Source organism: Ancylobacter sp. SL191 (assembly GCF_026625645.1).
In the GTDB taxonomy this organism is placed as follows: Bacteria; Pseudomonadota; Alphaproteobacteria; order Rhizobiales; family Xanthobacteraceae; genus Ancylobacter.
Window position 1 is genome coordinate 656916 of sequence record NZ_CP113056.1, and the last position, 15114, is coordinate 672029.

At 67.5% G+C, this 15114-nt stretch carries 18 protein-coding genes; 7 read left to right on the plus strand and 11 right to left on the minus strand.

What is annotated here, in order from left to right; all coding sequences use genetic code 11:
- Position 1 precedes the first annotated feature (1 nt).
- Together OU996_RS02895 and OU996_RS02900 are read left to right on the plus strand one after the other, a co-directional pair.
- Positions 2 to 526, plus strand: a complete 525-nt coding sequence (locus OU996_RS02895) for a DedA family protein (protein ID WP_267584163.1) — start codon at positions 2 to 4, stop codon at positions 524 to 526.
- Positions 527 to 622: 96 nt separating this feature from the next.
- Entirely contained in the window at positions 623 to 1141 is a 519-nt protein-coding gene (locus OU996_RS02900) for a macro domain-containing protein (protein WP_267584164.1), read from the plus strand.
- 82 nt (positions 1142 to 1223) lie between these two features.
- On the opposite strand, the gene OU996_RS02905 is transcribed toward OU996_RS02900, so the two are convergent.
- The 8 genes from OU996_RS02905 to OU996_RS02940 form a co-directional block, all read right to left on the minus strand.
- A complete protein-coding gene (locus OU996_RS02905; protein ID WP_267584165.1) occupies positions 1224 to 1643 on the minus strand; it encodes a mannan-binding lectin in 420 nt (139 codons plus the stop codon).
- A gap of 484 nt (positions 1644 to 2127) precedes the next feature.
- Complete coding sequence (locus tag OU996_RS02910; RefSeq protein WP_267584166.1) at positions 2128 to 2316, minus strand: hypothetical protein; 189 nt, start codon at positions 2314 to 2316, stop codon at positions 2128 to 2130.
- Positions 2317 to 2320: 4 nt separating this feature from the next.
- On the minus strand, positions 2321 to 2611 hold the full coding sequence (locus OU996_RS02915) for a BrnT family toxin (RefSeq protein WP_267584167.1): 291 nt from the start codon (positions 2609 to 2611) through the stop codon (positions 2321 to 2323).
- A 75-nt stretch (positions 2612 to 2686) separates the two neighbouring features.
- Positions 2687 to 3706: a ketol-acid reductoisomerase gene (gene ilvC / locus OU996_RS02920; RefSeq protein ID WP_267584168.1), complete on the minus strand. Its 1020-nt coding sequence runs from the start codon at positions 3704 to 3706 to the stop codon at positions 2687 to 2689.
- 14 nt (positions 3707 to 3720) lie between these two features.
- Positions 3721 to 4380 carry a TetR/AcrR family transcriptional regulator C-terminal domain-containing protein gene (locus tag OU996_RS02925; protein WP_267584169.1) on the minus strand — a complete coding sequence of 220 codons (660 nt, stop codon included), beginning with the start codon at positions 4378 to 4380 and terminating at the stop codon, positions 3721 to 3723.
- A 94-nt stretch (positions 4381 to 4474) separates the two neighbouring features.
- A complete protein-coding gene (locus tag OU996_RS02930; protein ID WP_267584170.1) occupies positions 4475 to 5419 on the minus strand; it encodes a DMT family transporter in 945 nt (314 codons plus the stop codon).
- An 88-nt stretch (positions 5420 to 5507) separates the two neighbouring features.
- A complete protein-coding gene (gene ilvN / locus OU996_RS02935) occupies positions 5508 to 6023 on the minus strand; it encodes an acetolactate synthase small subunit (protein WP_267584171.1) in 516 nt (171 codons plus the stop codon).
- A gap of 172 nt (positions 6024 to 6195) precedes the next feature.
- Positions 6196 to 7956, minus strand: a complete 1761-nt coding sequence (locus OU996_RS02940) for an acetolactate synthase 3 large subunit (protein WP_267584172.1) — start codon at positions 7954 to 7956, stop codon at positions 6196 to 6198.
- Between the two features lie 336 nt (positions 7957 to 8292).
- Between OU996_RS02940 and dapB the strand changes: the two genes are divergently transcribed.
- The 3 genes from dapB (at position 8293) to OU996_RS02955 (ending at position 10138) form a co-directional block, all read left to right on the plus strand.
- A complete protein-coding gene (gene dapB / locus OU996_RS02945) occupies positions 8293 to 9099 on the plus strand; it encodes a 4-hydroxy-tetrahydrodipicolinate reductase (RefSeq protein WP_267585575.1) in 807 nt (268 codons plus the stop codon).
- Between the two features lie 70 nt (positions 9100 to 9169).
- Positions 9170 to 9793: a 2,3-bisphosphoglycerate-dependent phosphoglycerate mutase gene (locus OU996_RS02950; protein ID WP_267584173.1), complete on the plus strand. Its 624-nt coding sequence runs from the start codon at positions 9170 to 9172 to the stop codon at positions 9791 to 9793.
- A 27-nt stretch (positions 9794 to 9820) separates the two neighbouring features.
- A complete protein-coding gene (locus OU996_RS02955) occupies positions 9821 to 10138 on the plus strand; it encodes an SMR family transporter (RefSeq protein WP_420712743.1) in 318 nt (105 codons plus the stop codon).
- 23 nt (positions 10139 to 10161) lie between these two features.
- Here the strand turns inward: OU996_RS02955 and OU996_RS02960 are convergent, their stop codons facing one another.
- Both OU996_RS02960 and OU996_RS02965 read right to left on the minus strand, forming a co-directional pair.
- Positions 10162 to 11052, minus strand: coding sequence for a bifunctional helix-turn-helix domain-containing protein/methylated-DNA--[protein]-cysteine S-methyltransferase (locus OU996_RS02960; RefSeq protein WP_267584175.1), 891 nt, complete (start codon positions 11050 to 11052; stop codon positions 10162 to 10164).
- 73 nt (positions 11053 to 11125) lie between these two features.
- Complete coding sequence (locus OU996_RS02965; RefSeq protein ID WP_267584176.1) at positions 11126 to 11668, minus strand: DUF2244 domain-containing protein; 543 nt, start codon at positions 11666 to 11668, stop codon at positions 11126 to 11128.
- A 154-nt stretch (positions 11669 to 11822) separates the two neighbouring features.
- Here OU996_RS02965 and nth point away from each other — a divergent pair, with 154 nt between their 5' ends.
- Positions 11823 to 12626 (plus strand): endonuclease III, encoded by an 804-nt coding sequence (nth, locus tag OU996_RS02970; protein WP_420712744.1) that lies wholly within the window; start codon positions 11823 to 11825, stop codon positions 12624 to 12626.
- Positions 12627 to 12633: 7 nt separating this feature from the next.
- Here nth and OU996_RS02975 read toward each other — a convergent pair whose 3' ends face one another.
- A complete protein-coding gene (locus tag OU996_RS02975) occupies positions 12634 to 13311 on the minus strand; it encodes a sulfate transporter family protein (protein WP_267584178.1) in 678 nt (225 codons plus the stop codon).
- A gap of 262 nt (positions 13312 to 13573) precedes the next feature.
- On the opposite strand from OU996_RS02975, the gene OU996_RS02980 reads away from it, so the two are divergent.
- Positions 13574 to 14929 (plus strand): flavin monoamine oxidase family protein, encoded by a 1356-nt coding sequence (locus OU996_RS02980; protein ID WP_267584179.1) that lies wholly within the window; start codon positions 13574 to 13576, stop codon positions 14927 to 14929.
- The last annotated feature ends 185 nt before the right edge of the window (positions 14930 to 15114 follow it).

The following is a 15114-nucleotide window of genomic DNA, read 5'->3' on the forward strand; positions in this document are numbered from 1 at the left end:
AGTGCTCGACCTCCACGCCTATGCCCAGCTGGCACTCAGCTTCGTCATGGCGCATGCCCATTACGCGCCCTATGTCGCCTTCATGCTCGCCTTCTGCGAGTCACTGGCCCTCGTCTCGCTCGTCGTGCCCGCGACCTTCGTGCTGCTCGGCCTCGGGCCGCTGATCGCCGCCGGCGGGGTGCCGCTCTTCCCGGTCTGGGCGGCGACCGCAGCGGGCGCGGTGCTGGGCGATACCGTGTCCTACTGGGTCGGCTTCTATCTCAAAGGCACCGCGCGCGAGCGCTGGCCGCTTAACCGCTTCCCGCAGGCGCTGGCGCGCGGGGAGCGGTTCTTCCTGCGCTTCGGCACCTGGAGCGTGTTCCTCGGCCGCTTCTCCGGCCCGCTGCGCGCCTTCGTGCCGCTGGTGGCCGGCATGTTCGCCATGCCGCATTTCCTGTTCCAGATGGTGAACATCACCTCGGCCATGCTGTGGGCGCTGCTGCTGCTCGGCCCCGGCGCGGCGGCGGTGAAGGCGCTCGGCTGGTAGGGCGCCCCTCGCCGCAGGGTTGCGTTTTCTCAACGACACGCGCGGCAGGCCGGCCGACAGATGCTTCCAAGAGCAATCAAGGTTCTGGAGTATCCGATGGCACTGATTCACGAAATCGCGGGCGACATCCTGCTCAGCGACACCGCGCTCATCGCCCATGGCGTGGCGCCGGGCGACCATTTCGACAGCGGCCTCGCTCTGGCGCTGCGCGAGCGCTACCCCTCGCTCGCCAAGGATTTCCGCCATGAATGCCGGATCAGCCACCCCAAGGCCGGCGGGATCTGGGTCTGGGCCGGCGCGGGCGAACATGGCGCGGTGCGCATCGCCTGCCTGCTGACGCAGGAGCCGGCGGAGAACCCCACCGGCCATCCGGGCAAGGCAACGCTGGAGAATGTCGGCCACGCGCTCAAGGCGCTGGCGCGCTACGCGCAGGACGAGAAGATCGCCAGCCTCGCGCTTCCCCGCCTCGCCACCGGCGTCGGTGGGCTCGACTGGGCGGATGTGAGGCCGCTGGTGGAGCACCATCTCGGCGCGCTCACCATCCCGGTCTATGTCTATACGGTCTACCACAAGGGCCAGAAGGCCACCGAGCCGGGGCTGCCGGCGGCGGCGTGAGACTTGGCTGGGTGAGACTTGGCCCCGGGATCAGGGTCGGGCCACACCCGACCGGATCCCGGAGCCGGAATGCGACCCGCGATCAGGGCTGCTCGATGTTCGGTGTCCAGGGCTGGGCCGTGCCGGTGCAGCCGCAAACAGACATCTCGCCCGGCTTGGTCGTCGACCATTGACCGTTCCATTTGGTGCCCGCGAAAGCCGCGGCGCATTTGGTCGGCGCTTCCGCATTGCTGAAGATCGGGCCGGCATTCAGCCCGCCCTTGGCATCCATGATCGTGAAGCTGGTGCCGTTGACGGTGTTGGTTCCAGAACAGATCGACATCTGCCCGGCCACCTTGGTGACCCAGGCGCCATTGAAGGTCAGCTTGCAGGCTTGCGGACAGAGCGTATCCGCCTGCCCCTGGTTCATGATTGGCCCTGCCTTCATATCGAAGTCAGCCAGCGCCACGGCCGGCGACGTCAGTATAATGGCTACCGCGATCAGTGTTTTCGGTGAGAACATGCGCCACTCCTCGATGATCTATCTTTAGGAACTGCGGTTGTTGGTTATTCTGAATAAATCTCCACCAGTCTTTTCGACATGACTCTGCAGTCACCCTCTTCACGAAAAGGGCGCGGATGAGTACTGCAATCTGACGGCGGAGTTTGGTAGAGAACAACATTCATCGCGCATGACATCTGGCGCGTTACCTACGCAGACCCAAAGTCAGCACGCGATCAGCCTATACATGTTATGATTTTACCTCAATCCAAAAACACAACCTAAACGCGAATATCTCGGCACGCTCGTCGGTTCTTGGCGGTGGGACAGCGGGCAGAGGGAAGAGCGTCGCCCGTCCGGGATGACCTCAATGACGGCCGTGCGCGCAAGGCGGGCCCGAAACACGCCGCTCGCCGGACACATGACGCAGGAACGCGTTACTGAGAAACACAAAGGGCGACCCTTGCGGTCGCCCTGCTTGATCGTCGCAGCTGACTAAGACGCGCTACTCAGCGGCTTCCTTCGGCGGTTTGCCCGCCTTCATCTCACGCCGCGCCTTGGCGGGGAGGACGAGATCGAACTCCGCAAGTTCAGCCTCGGTAGGCCAGGCCATGTCCTTGTCCCACGCCCAATGCGCGCGGATTTCCTCGTCCGACATGGCGCGAAATTTCTCCCAGTCGACCGTCTTGGCCAACCGGTCAGCCTCCTCCAACTGCTTTTTGGTAGGCATTACGCTCCACCTCGTTCGCGTATCGGAAGGAAATGGCGCGCCGCCGGCGACCTCGCCATGTCCACGCGCACAGTAACACATCCTCGCCGAACGCCGCGATGGTTTCAAAGCGCGGCTCCCCCCGCTCGCCGCGTGAGGGACGTTCAAGGCGCAGCCTTCCATCGAAGAGGAGAGCCGCAAGCGGGAGCGGCAAACCGTGTTTCGCACGGTTCGCCGCGTCCTTGTCGTCATCCCACTCGAAATCGTCCGTCTCGCCCATTGTCGTCCCACCCGACTCGCAGCCGAGTCAGGATGCAACAACGACGGTTATGAGTACGAGCGAATCACTGAGGGCTCAGTTCTTCGCCTTGTCGACCAGCTTGTTCTTGCCGATCCACGGCATCATGCCGCGCAGCTTCTCGCCGACCTGCTCGATCTGGTGGGAATCGTTCAGGCGGCGGATGCCCTTGAAGCGCGAGGCGCCGGCCCGGTATTCCTGCATCCAGTCGGAGGTGAACTTGCCGGTCTGGATGTCGGTCAGCACGCGCTTCATCTCGGCCTTGGTCTCGGCGGTGATGATGCGCGGGCCGGAGACGTACTCGCCCCACTCGGCGGTGTTGGAGATCGAGTAGTTCATGTTGGCGATGCCGCCCTCATAGATGAGGTCGACGATCAGCTTCACTTCGTGCAGGCACTCGAAATAGGCCATTTCCGGGGCGTAGCCGGCTTCCACCAGCGTCTCGAAGCCGGCGCGGATCAGCTCGACCAGACCGCCGCAGAGCACGACCTGCTCGCCGAACAGGTCGGTCTCGCACTCTTCCTTGAAGGTGGTCTCGATGATGCCGGAGCGGCCGCCGCCGACGCCCGAGGCGTAGGAAAGCGCGAGGTCGAGCGCGTTGCCCGAGGCGTCCTGGTGGACGGCCACGAGGCAGGGCACGCCGCCGCCCTTCTGGTACTCACCGCGCACGGTGTGACCGGGGCCCTTCGGCGCGATCATGACGACGTCGACGGTCTTCTTCGGCTCGATCAGGCCGAAATGCACGTTGAGGCCGTGGGCGAAGGCGATGGCGGCGCCGTCACGGATGTTGGGGGCGATCTCGTCGCGGTAAATGTCGGCCTGCAGCTCGTCCGGGGCGGCCATCATCATCAGGTCGGCCCACTTGGCGGCCTCGGCGACGGTGAGCACTTTAAGGCCGTCGGCCTCGACCTTGGCGGCGGTCGCCGAGCCCGGCTTCAGGCCGATGGCGATTTCCTTGGCGCCGGAATCCTTGAGGTTCAGCGCATGGGCACGGCCCTGCGAGCCATAGCCGATGATGGCGACCTTCTTGCCCTTGATGAGGTTCACATCGGCGTCGCGGTCGTAATAAACGCGCATGGGGTTCTCCTGTGTCACGCGTCGGGTCGGGCGGGCCGGGATGCCCCGGTGCCGTAGAGGGTGAGAAACTGGTCGGTGGCGCGGGCGGCATCGCGCTCGATCTCGGCGGCGGACAGCGCGAGGCGGTCATCACCGAGCAGCAGGCGGATCTGCACGTCGCGGCCGACAAGGCCGAGGAAGCTGCGAAAGGCGGTCTCGGTGTCGTCCACCGCGATCAGCCCGGCCTCGCGGCCCGCTTCCAGAAGAGGTTTCAGCCGCTCGCCAATGGCGAAGCGACCATTCGCCAGCATGATCGCGCCGAGCTTGGAATCGCGGGCACCGGCCTGCGCGATGGCGAAGCGGTTGAGGGCGATCGAGGTCGGGCTGGAGATCACGCCGAGCCAATTGGCGGCGAAGCGGATGAGGCTTTCGCGCAGGGCGGAGACATCGAGCCGCGTGCGGTCATAATTGCCGGCGCGCACCTTGGAGGCCTGCCAGCGCACAGTCGCACTGAGCAGCCCGTCGCGGTCGCCGAACCATTTGTAGAGGCTTTCCTTGGAGCAGGAGGCACGCCGCGCCACAGCCGTCATGGTGACGTCCCCGCCCTCCTCGACCATCAGCGCGAGCACGGCGTCGAGCACGGCCTGCTGCCGCTCGGTGAAGCTCGCGCTGGTCGGGTCGGGGGTCGATGCCATGGCTGGCGGGGGCTCCGGAAAGTCCGTACCGTACGTTACGGTTCTCCTATAGGAGCGCCGGCCCCGGCGCAAGCGGCACGTCGCGAATTCCCGGTCAGCGCCGCAGCAGACGGCCGATCCGCGCGCGCCAGAGGGTCGGCTGCGCCGAGGCCAGCGCCACGCCGGAGGCCGCGAGCGCCATGCCGACCCAGGCGAGCGGCGGCATCGCCTCGCCGATCAGCACGAAGGCGATGAGCGCCGAGCAGGGCGGCACGAGGAAGAACAGCGCCGAGACCTTGGACACCTCGCCGGCGCGGATCATCGCCAGATAGAGCGAGATGGCGATCAGCGAATTGCCGATCACGAGATAGGCCAGCGCCGCCACGAAGGAGGGCGACCAGTCGACATGGCCGTCATCCAGCAGCAGCGCCAGCGGCAGGGTGCAGACGAAGCCCACCGCATATTGCACGCAATTGGTCACCAGCGGGTGCTGGGCGACGCCGTAGCGCTTCTCGTAGAGCGAGGCCGAGGACATGGCGAGCAGCGCGCCAACCGCCAGCAGGATCACGCCGGGCGAGGTGACCTCGATGGAGGCGCGCGAGGCGATGACGAGGCCGGCGCCGGCAAGGCCGAGCAGCAAACCGCCCCAGCGCAGCAGCCCCACCTTTTCGCGGGCAAAGGCCGGCGCGGCGAGACCGACGACGATGGGCTGCATTGAGACGATAAGCGCCAGCGCCCCGGCGGAAATCCCGTTCAGGAAGGCGAAATAGCTCAGGTCGAAATACAGCACCTGAATGAGGAAGCCGACCACGACGAGGTTCACCCAGGCGCGCGGCGTCGCCGGGAGCGCGGGGCGGAACCAGACGAGCAGGGGCAGCAGCACCACCAGCACCAGCCCGTAGCGCATGGCGAGCAGGGTGAAAGGCCCGGTCGAGAGCAGGCCCACCTTGGCGACAGCGAAGCCGCCGGACCACAGCAGCAGGAAGAGTAAGGGCGCCACCTGCAGCCACAGGGGCTTGCCGGTGGTGGATGCCGGCAATGTACCCGCGCTGTCGCTCACGTCTGTCGCCTTCCGCTCTCATCGGGAACGGAGCATCCGGCACAGAGCGCCGCAGGGCACCCCGGGGGCGCCCCGCGAAGCGGCATCTTCACATGCCATCGGGTCCGCGGCCAATAGCGGCGACGCCGGTGCGGGAGACTTCCACCAGGCCGAGCGGCTCCAGCAGCGAGACGAACTGGTCGATCTTCTCCGGCTTGCCGGTGATCTCGAACACGAAGCTCTCCAGCGTCGTGTCGACCGTGCGGGCGCGGAAGCTGTCGGCGATCAAGAGCGCTTCCTGGCGGATCTCGCCCTTGCCGCGCACCTTGATGAGGGCGAGCTCGCGCTCCACCGCCTTGCCGACCACGGTGAGGTCGACCACGCGATGCACCGGCACCAGCCGGTCGAGCTGGCTCTTGATCTGCTCGATGATCGGCGGCGCGCCGGTGGTGACGACGGTGATGCGCGAGAGCTTGGAATCGTGGCTGACCTCGGAAACGGTCAGGCTGTCGATGTTGTAGCCGCGCCCGGAGAACAGGCCGACGATGCGGGCAAGCACGCCCGGCTCGTTATCGACCAGCAGAGAAAGGGTGTGGCGTTCGACGGGTTCGGTGACGGGGGGCATGGGGCACTCTGAAAAGGGGCGCTAAGGCTGTCGGTGAGCTTCCTGGCCGTCATCCCCGGGCTTGGCCCGGGGATCCACGACTTCAATTCGCGCCAGCATAACCGGCGCTCCAGCGAAAGGCGTGGATGGCCGGGCCAAGCCCGGCCATGACGTGGTTAGGCGCGAAGCGCCGTCACACTAGCATCTTGCCTTCCTCGCTGATCGCCTCGTCCAGCCCTTCGGGATGATCGGGAAGGATCATCTCGTTATGCGGCTTGCCCGAGGGGATCATGGGCAGGCAGTTCTCCATCTTGTCGACCAGGCAGTCGAACAGCACGGGGCGGTTGACGCTGATCATCTCGTGGATCGCGCCGTCGAGGTCGCCCGGCTTGGAGCAGCGGATACCGACCGCGCCATAGGCCTCAGCGAGCTTCACGAAGTCCGGCAGCGACTCGGAGTAGGAGTGCGAGTAGCGCCCGCCATGCAGCAGATCCTGCCACTGGCGCACCATGCCCATATATTCGTTGTTCAGCACGAAGATCTTCACCGGCAGGTTGAACTGCAGCGCGGTGGAGAGCTCCTGCAGGCACATCTGGATCGAGGCCTCACCGGCGATGTCGATGACAAGGCTTTCCGGGTGCGCCACCTGCGCGCCGATGGCGGCGGGCAGGCCGTAGCCCATGGTGCCGAGGCCGCCGGAGGTCATCCAGCGGTTCGGCTCCTCGAAGTGGAAGTGCTGCGCCGCCCACATCTGGTGCTGGCCGACCTCGGTGGTGATGTAGACGTCCTTGTCCTTCACCTGGTCGTACAGCGCCTTGACGGCCTGCTGCGGCTTGATGATCGAGGAGGAGGGCTGGAAGGCGAGCGACTTGCGCGCGCGCCACTTGTCGATCTGCGCCCACCAGCCGGCGATGGCCTGCCGGTCGGGCTCGGCCTTCATGCCGCGCCAGACGGTGAGCATGTCCTCGAGGACGTGCTTCACATCGCCGATGATCGGCAGGTCGACCTTGACGTTCTTGTTGATCGAGGACGGGTCGATATCGATGTGGATCTTCTTCGAGCCCGGCGAGAAGGCGTCGAGACGGCCGGTGATGCGGTCGTCGAAGCGCGCGCCGACGCAGACCATGACGTCGCAATCATGCATCGCCATGTTGGCTTCATAGGTGCCGTGCATGCCGAGCATGCCCAGCCACTGCTTGTCGGCCGCCGGATAGGCGCCGAGGCCCATCAGCGTCGAGGTGACCGGATAGCCCGTCAGGCGCGCGAACTCGCGCAGCAGGCGGCTCGCCTCGGGGCCGGAATTGATGACGCCGCCACCGGTGTAGAAGATCGGCCGCTTGGCCTTGGCCAGCAGGTCCACCGCCGCCTTGATCTTCTCCGGGTCGCCCTTGAGGCGCGGCTTGTAGGTTTTGTGCTCGATGTTCTCCGGGCCGACATAGATGCCCTTGGCGAACTGCACGTCCTTCGGGATGTCGACGACGACCGGGCCGGGACGGCCGTTCTGCGCGACATAGAACGCCTCGTGCATGACGCGGGCGAGGTCGTTCACGTCACGAACGAGATAATTGTGCTTGGTGCAGGGCCGGGTGATGCCGACCGTGTCGCACTCCTGGAAGGCGTCCGAGCCGATGAGGTGGGTCGGAACCTGGCCGGTGATGCAGACCAGCGGGATCGAGTCCAGCAGCGCGTCGGTGAGGCCGGTCACGGCATTGGTCGCGCCGGGGCCGGAGGTGACGAGGACGACGCCGACCTTGCCGGAGGACCGGGCATAGCCCTCCGCCATGTGCACCGCGCCCTGCTCGTGGCGCACGAGCACGTGGCGAACCTGGTTCTGGTGGAACATCGCGTCATAGATCGGCAGCACCGCGCCGCCGGGATAGCCGAACATGTGCTCGACACCCTGATCGATCAGGGCCTGCATCACCATTTCGGCGCCGGTCATCTCGCGCATCATGGTCGTTTCCTCTTGTACTCGTCGACTGTCGCTAGGATCGAAGGGGGCCAGAAAATCAAAAGGCCCCGGAGGGGGCCATTTTTCGCGCGTCACCGGTGAGCGGAACTGCCGTCAGGCAAGCTCCGCGGCGACGCGCCGTCCTACGATAAGGATAATATTCTTGCGCATTGGAGCGCCACTCCTTCGTAAAGTTGCGCGACCTGTACAGGGGCCCGCCCCGAACGTCAAGCGCCGTGCAAGTGAACGCATAGAATGCCCGCGATTCAAGCACTTTTCGTGACGGTGGAAGGCCGCTATACGCGGTGCAGTGCAGCGAGAGGGCGTGAGATGACGCAGATGCGGCTCGTCGTGGTGGGCGCGGGTGGGCGCATGGGCCGCGTGGTGGCTCGCGCCATCGCCGAAGCCCCGGACCTCGTGCTCGCCGGTGCCTGCGAGCCCGAGGGCTCGGAATTTGTCGGCCGCGATGTCGGCGAACTCGCCGGCCTGCCGCCGACCGGCATTCTCGTGACCGATGATCCCCTCGCCGCCTTCGTTGCCGCCGACGGCGTGATCGACTTCACCGTGCCGGCGGCGAGCGTGGTCCATGCCGGCCTCGCCGCGCAGGCGCGCATCGTCCATGTCATCGGCACCACCGGCTTCTCGCCGGAGGACGAGGAAAAGATCACGGCGGCCTCCCGCCATGCGGTGATCATCAAGTCCGGCAATATGAGCCTCGGCGTGAACCTACTGGCCGCGCTGGTGAAGCGCGTGGCGCGCACGCTGGACGAGGACTTCGACATCGAGGTCGTCGAGATGCATCATAACCGCAAGATCGACGCCCCCTCCGGCACGGCGCTGCTGCTGGGCGAGGCGGCGGCGGAAGGACGCGGCGTCACGCTGTCGGAGAACGGCGTGTTCACCCGCCACGGCTTCACCGGCGCGCGCGAGGCCGGGCAGATCGGCTTCGCCACGCTGCGCGGTGGCACGGTGGTGGGCGAGCACAATGTGATCTTCGCCGGCCCGCATGAGCGCATCGAACTCGCCCACAAGGCCGAGGATCGCGGAATCTTCTCCCGCGGTGCGCTCGCCGCCGCCCGCTGGGGCCGCGGGCGCAAGCCGGGCCTCTATTCCATGGCCGACGTGCTCGGCCTCGGGGATTTCTAGTTCACCGAACTCAGTTCCTCGCCGTTAGTCCATCGTCCTCTTGCCGCTTCCGACCGCACGGAGAATCCCGATGTCCGACCGCCTTCTCGTCCTCGTCCGTCACGGCCAGAGCGAGTGGAACCTCAAGAACCTGTTCACCGGCTGGCGCGACCCGGACCTGACGGCGCTCGGCGTCGAGGAGGCCAAGCGCGCCGGCAAGCGGCTGAAGGACGATGGCTACCAGTTCGACGTCGCCTTCACCTCCGACCTCTCCCGCGCGCAGAAGACGCTGGACCTCGCCCTCGCCGAGCTCGGCCAGACCGGCCTGCCGATCACCCGCAACCTCGCGCTGAACGAGCGCGACTATGGCGAGCTGTCCGGCCTCAACAAGGATGACGCCCGCGCCAAATGGGGCGAGGAGCAGGTGCATATCTGGCGCCGCTCCTTCGACGTGCCCCCGCCCGGCGGCGAGAGCCTGAAGGACACAGTCGCGCGCACCCTGCCCTATTACGTGCAGGAGATCCTGCCCGAGGTGCTGCGCGGCAAGCGGGTGCTGGTCGCCGCCCACGGCAATTCGCTGCGCGCGCTCATCATGGTGCTGGAGAAGCTCTCCCCCGAGGGCATTATCAAGCGCGAGCTGGCGACCGGCGTGCCGGTGATCTACCGGCTGAACGCGGACTCCACCGTCGCCAGCGTCACCGACCTTGCCGGCTGAGGGGTGGGATCGCTCCTCACCTATGGATTGCTGCTCGTCGCGATCGCCGCCGAGGTGATCGCGACGACGGCGCTGGCGCGCTCGGACGGGCTGACCCGGCTGGTGCCGAGCCTCATCACCATCGTCTTCTACTGCTTCGCCTTCTGGTGCCTCGCCATCGTGCTGCGCACCGTGCCGACCGGCATCGCCTATGCGGTGTGGTCGGGCTTCGGCAGCGTGCTGATCACGCTGATCGCCTGGGTCTATTACGGCCAGAAGCTCGACGTGCCGGCGATGCTCGGGCTTTCGCTCATCATCGCCGGCGTGCTGGTCATCAACCTCTTCTCGAAGACCGCCGCGCACTGAGCACCCGGCTTAGCGCGGCCCGCTCACCCCTGCCACGCCTTGCAGAGCTGGCCCGCCTCCCAGCCGAGGATCGCCCGCTTGCGGGTGAGGCCCCAGTGATAGCCGGTGAGATCGCCATTCTTGCCGAGCACGCGGTGGCAGGGAACGACGAAGGAGATGGGGTTCCGGCCGATCGCCGCGCCGACCGCGCGGGCGGCTTTGGGCCGCTCGACGCAGCCGGCGATGGTGGAATAGGTGGTCGCCTTGCCGAGCGGGATGCGCATCAGCGTCTCCCACACCTGAACCTCGAAATCCGTGCCGATGAAGACGATGCGCAGCGGGTCGTCCGGGCGCCAGGTGCCCTGGTCGAAGATGCGCGCGGCATAGGGGGCGGTGGCCAGCGGATCCTCGATATAGAGCGCGTTCGGCCAGCGCCGGCGCATGTCAGCCAGCGCGGCGTCCTCCTCGCCGTCATCGGCGAAGGCGAGGCCGCACAGGCCGCGCGGCGCGACCATGGCGAGCGCCGTACCGAAGGGCGAGGCATGGAAGCCGTAGCGCACCACGAGGCCGGCACCGCCGGTCTTCCACTCGCCGGGCGACATGGATTCATGCACCACAAACAGGTCGTGCAGCCGGCCGGGGCCGGACAGCCCGACCTCATAGGCGGCGTCGAGCACATTGTCGGATTCGGTCAGCACGCGCCGAGCGGCGTCGATCGTCACCGCCTGCAGGAAGTCCTTGGGCGTGAGGCCGCACCAGCGGCGGAACAGGTCGGTCAGCGCGCGCGGATGGACGCCAGCGGCACGGGCGATCTCCTCGACCTCCGGCTGGTCGCGGAAGCGCAGATTCACATATTCCACCGCGCGCCGGACGATCTCATAATCGGCGGCGGCGATCTCCAGCGGGTGGGCGGCGTCGAGATTGGGCGCGAGCACGGGCGTTCTCCTTCTGCTGGGCCCATCCGAGCATGCGCGCGCGGGGGCGAGCCACCCGATTTCGACGCGCGCATCAGAATGAGGAGCGTACCACGCCGCGCTTGGCCTGCGAGAGGGCGAGGGCGAGGCCGTTGGCGAGTTCCTCGCGCTGCGCCGTGTGCAGAAAGCCGCCGACCTCGACCGGTTCGCCGCGGGTTTCCAGCGTGAGGCGCTGCAGCCCGTAATCCTCATGCAGCTCGCGGTGCAGCCGGGTCCAGAGCGGGTTCATCTGCGCCTCGCGCCAGCGCCCATCCGGGGCGATCTGGCGGATGGTGACGAGGCTGGGCGTTACGGTGATTTCCTCACTCGCCCGCGCCGCGCGGAAATTCATCCGAAACGCCCACCAAATGGCGAGCACGTCGATCCCGAACAGGCCGAAGACCGGCCAGGCGCCCATGAGCAGAAAGGCGGTACCGCAGACGAAGCTGATCGCCGCCACAATGGCCATGACGATGAGAAAGCCGCGCTGGTCGAGCGAGCGATACGGCGTGAGCCGCACCTGGAACAGGGTCGGCTCGCCGTCGCTTGCATCATCGGCCCAGGCGGCCCTGTCGGAAGCGGGATTGGCAGCACTCATCACGGCGCATTATAGGTCGGAAATGGCTGACGACGACAAGGATTCGCCCCTGCGGCAGGGCGGCGCGGGCGCGGGCGCCAAAGGGCGCGCGGCAAGCGGCGCGAGCATCATTGCCGCCTCGGGCGCGGCACGGCGCGTGCGCGCCGCCAAAGCCGTGGGGACCAAACCGGCAGCCAAAGCATCGAAGGCGAAGGCAGCGGGAAAACCCAGCGCGAAGGCTAAGGCCAAGGCCGAGCTTGAGAAACAGGTAGAGAGCCGGCCCGCCCGGCGTCGCGCCGTGGCCAATGCCGCCGCCGCCGCGCTTGGCGGGGCCTTCGCGCCGTGGAGCGCTGAGGAGGTCGAGACCGCCTTCGCCCGCTTCGAGGCGACGAACCCCGAGCCGGTGGGCGAGCTGGAGTATCACGATCCTTTTACCCTGCTGGTCGCCGTCGTGCTCTCCGCGCAGGCGACCGACACCGGGGTGAACAAGGCAACGCGCGGGCTTTTCGCCACCGCCCCGACGCCCGCCGCCATGGTCGCACTCGGCGAGGAGGGTGTCGCCCGGCACATCCGCACGCTCGGCCTCTATCGCGGCAAGGCGAAGAATGTGGTGGAGCTTTCCCGGCTGCTAATCACCGAGCATGGCGGCACCGTTCCGCCCGACCGCGCGACGCTGGAGACACTGCCGGGCGTCGGCCGCAAGACGGCGAATGTCGTGCTCAACATCGCCTTCGGCCTGCCGACCATCGCCGTCGACACGCATCTCTTCCGCGTCGCCAATCGCACGGGCCTTGCCGCCGGCAAGACGCCGCTGGAGGTCGAGCTGGGGCTGGAGAAGGTCATCCCCGACCGCTTCAAGCTCCACGCCCATCACTGGCTGATCCTGCACGGGCGCTATGTCTGCAAGGCGATCCGGCCGGACTGCCCCTCCTGCCTCATCGCCGATCTCTGCCGCTGGCCGGAGAAAACGACGACCTGACAAGCTCTTACCGGCGCGCGTAAGAGCGCGAGCGGGTGAACCGCTTGTGCAGGCGCACCATGAAGATGGTGGCGAAGACCGGGGTGATGAGGTTGAGGATCGGGATCGACACCACGACCGCGATGATCAGCCCCGCCATGAAGATGCCAAGGGCATGATGCCGGCGCACCAGCGCCACTTCGTCCTCGCTGCGGTAGCGCATGGCGGCGAGCTGGAAATATTCGCGACCCAGCAGATAGCCATTGGCGATGTAGAACACGACGATGTTCACGCCCGGCACCAGCAGAAGCAGCAGGGCGACGAGGTTCACGCCGACCATGACGCCGAAGAACTTGATGGACAGCCAGATCGAGCGGCCAACCGGCAGCGCGGTGCCCTCGGTCTGGTCGAGGAACTCGGAGCGCTCCACCTGCCCGGCGACATCGTCGAGGAACAGGCCAGCGACCAGTGAGGTGACCGGTGGGACCAGAAACACCGCGCCGATGGCGATGCCAACCACGCTGAGGATTTCCAGCGTGAGCTGCGCCCAGGGCATGTCGAGTGTGACGAAATAGGTCAGCGCGTAATAGGCGCCGATGCCGAGCGCGACCAGCAGCGCAATAGCCAGCGCGATGGAGCGCAGCAGGACGCGGCGATAGTCGCGGGAGAAGGTCAGGGCGAAGGCCCTGAGCGCATCCTGAAACATGGCGATTCTCTCCGCGACCTTCTGTTTTACAATGTTACGTAACTGCGACACTGCTTCACCTCAAGCCCCGCCCGGACAGCTGCGGCAGGTGGCGCCGATTCTCCGCTTGCCTTTTCCGATGCGGTCGGTGAGTCCCGATTCGTTCCGGTACGAACAAAACATGATTCACGGCAGGTACTTAGCCGGAGCCCATCGCCCGCGCTTGGGGCCTCCGCCCGGCCCGTGCTAGAGCAAAGCTGAGTTTTCCGGGGTTCTCTCAGGCATGACGTTCGCTCCCTCGCGCGGCCTCTCCCGCCGCCGGCTGCTCGCCGGAGGCGCGGCGCTGCTCGCCGCCCCCGCACTGGGCCCGGCCCTTGCGCAAGGGGTGAGCGACGCGGATGTCGTCATCATTGGCGGCGGCGCGGCCGGTATAGCGGCGGCGCGCAAGGTCGCGCAGGCCGGGCGCAGCCATCTGCTGCTGGAGGCCGGCCCGGCGCTCGGCGGGCGGGCGCGCACCGAGACCGCCTTCGGCCTGCCGGTCGATCTCGGCGCGGCAAGCTTCGGGCGCGACCCGGAGGGCCTTTCCGCCGCCGCGCGGGCGGACGACCTGCCGCTCACCACGCTCGCCGGCGAAAGACTGTTCGTCGACGGGCATGATGCGCGCGAGAGCGCCTATGACGCCTTCGCCGCCGCGCTGGGCCGCGACCGGCGGGAAATCGTCACCGCGGCGGATGCCGGGCGCGATGTCGCCGTCGCCCGCGTGCTGCCCCCGCCCGGCCCGTGGTCGGCGAGCGCCGGGGCGTGCCTGGGGCCGCTTGGCCTCGGCAAGGAGCTCGACGCGCTCTCCACCCTCGACCTCGCGCTGCGCGCGGTGGTGCCGGACGATCTCTCCAGCCCCATCGGTGTCGGCGCGCTGCTGGAAGGGCTGGGCGCCCGGCTTAACCGGCAGACCCATGCGCCGGTAAACCTCATCACCAATAATGGGCGGTTCCATACGGTGAGCGTCACCGGCCAGCGCGCGACCATCCGCGCCCGCGCCATCGTGCTCGCCGTGCCCGCGCCGGTGATCGCCGCCGGGGCCATCCGCTTCAACCCGGTGCTGCCGCCGCGCCTTCTCGCCGCCTTCCGCGCCTTCCCGGCCGGGGCGCTGGAGCAGGTGGCCTTCCTGCTGCCGGGCAACCCGCTCGGCCTCCAGCCGGACGAGCGTGTGCTCGCCACCCGGCCGGACGCGCTCGCTCCCACCGCGCGGCTGCGCGGGCGGGTGAACGGCACGGACCTGCATGTGCTGACCTTTGGCGGCACGCCGGCCCGGCAGATCGCCGAGAAGGGCGAGGCGGCGGCGCTGACGCTGGCCCGCGATTTCCTCACCCGCGCCTTTGGCGGCGGGGCGGGCGCCACGATCAGCGAGGTCGTGGCGTCGCGCTGGACCGGCGACCCGCTGATCCGCGGCGCCATCGCGAGCGCCATGCCCGGCCAGGGGAGCTTGCGGCGGCTGTTCACCGAGCCGGTGCAGAACCGCATTTTTCTGGCGGGCGAGTATGCCGCGCTGGAAGACTGGGGCACGCTGGCGGGCGCCTGGGCGTCCGGTGAGATCGCCGCCGCCAAGGCGCTGCGCGTGCTCGGCGACGGGCCAGCGTAAAGCCCCCACCCGCGCCACGCTCCCCGGACCAGCCGCGCGCCGCGCGGCGCCGATCCGGGGCCCAGGAGAGACTCCGGCGCAGCCGGCAAAACCCCTCGCATTCAAGAGCCAAAGAGTCTTTCGCTGGATCCCGGCTCGGCGCTCCGCCTGCGGCGTCGCTGGGCCGGGACACGGGGACGGCTACG

Coding starts and splice junctions, on each gene's coding strand:
- OU996_RS02900 (WP_267584164.1), top strand. CDS start 623: ATGGCACTGATTCACGAAATCGCGGGCGACATCCTGCTCAGCGACACC.
- OU996_RS02905 (WP_267584165.1), bottom strand. CDS start 1,643: ATGTTCTCACCGAAAACACTGATCGCGGTAGCCATTATACTGACGTCG.
- OU996_RS02915 (WP_267584167.1), bottom strand. CDS start 2,611: ATGGGCGAGACGGACGATTTCGAGTGGGATGACGACAAGGACGCGGCG.
- ilvC (WP_267584168.1), bottom strand. CDS start 3,706: ATGCGCGTTTATTACGACCGCGACGCCGATGTGAACCTCATCAAGGGC.
- OU996_RS02925 (WP_267584169.1), bottom strand. CDS start 4,380: ATGGCATCGACCCCCGACCCGACCAGCGCGAGCTTCACCGAGCGGCAG.
- ilvN (WP_267584171.1), bottom strand. CDS start 6,023: ATGCCCCCCGTCACCGAACCCGTCGAACGCCACACCCTTTCTCTGCTG.
- OU996_RS02940 (WP_267584172.1), bottom strand. CDS start 7,956: ATGATGCGCGAGATGACCGGCGCCGAAATGGTGATGCAGGCCCTGATC.
- dapB (WP_267585575.1), top strand. CDS start 8,293: ATGCGGCTCGTCGTGGTGGGCGCGGGTGGGCGCATGGGCCGCGTGGTG.
- OU996_RS02950 (WP_267584173.1), top strand. CDS start 9,170: ATGTCCGACCGCCTTCTCGTCCTCGTCCGTCACGGCCAGAGCGAGTGG.
- OU996_RS02965 (WP_267584176.1), bottom strand. CDS start 11,668: ATGAGTGCTGCCAATCCCGCTTCCGACAGGGCCGCCTGGGCCGATGAT.
- OU996_RS02975 (WP_267584178.1), bottom strand. CDS start 13,311: ATGTTTCAGGATGCGCTCAGGGCCTTCGCCCTGACCTTCTCCCGCGAC.
- OU996_RS02980 (WP_267584179.1), top strand. CDS start 13,574: ATGACGTTCGCTCCCTCGCGCGGCCTCTCCCGCCGCCGGCTGCTCGCC.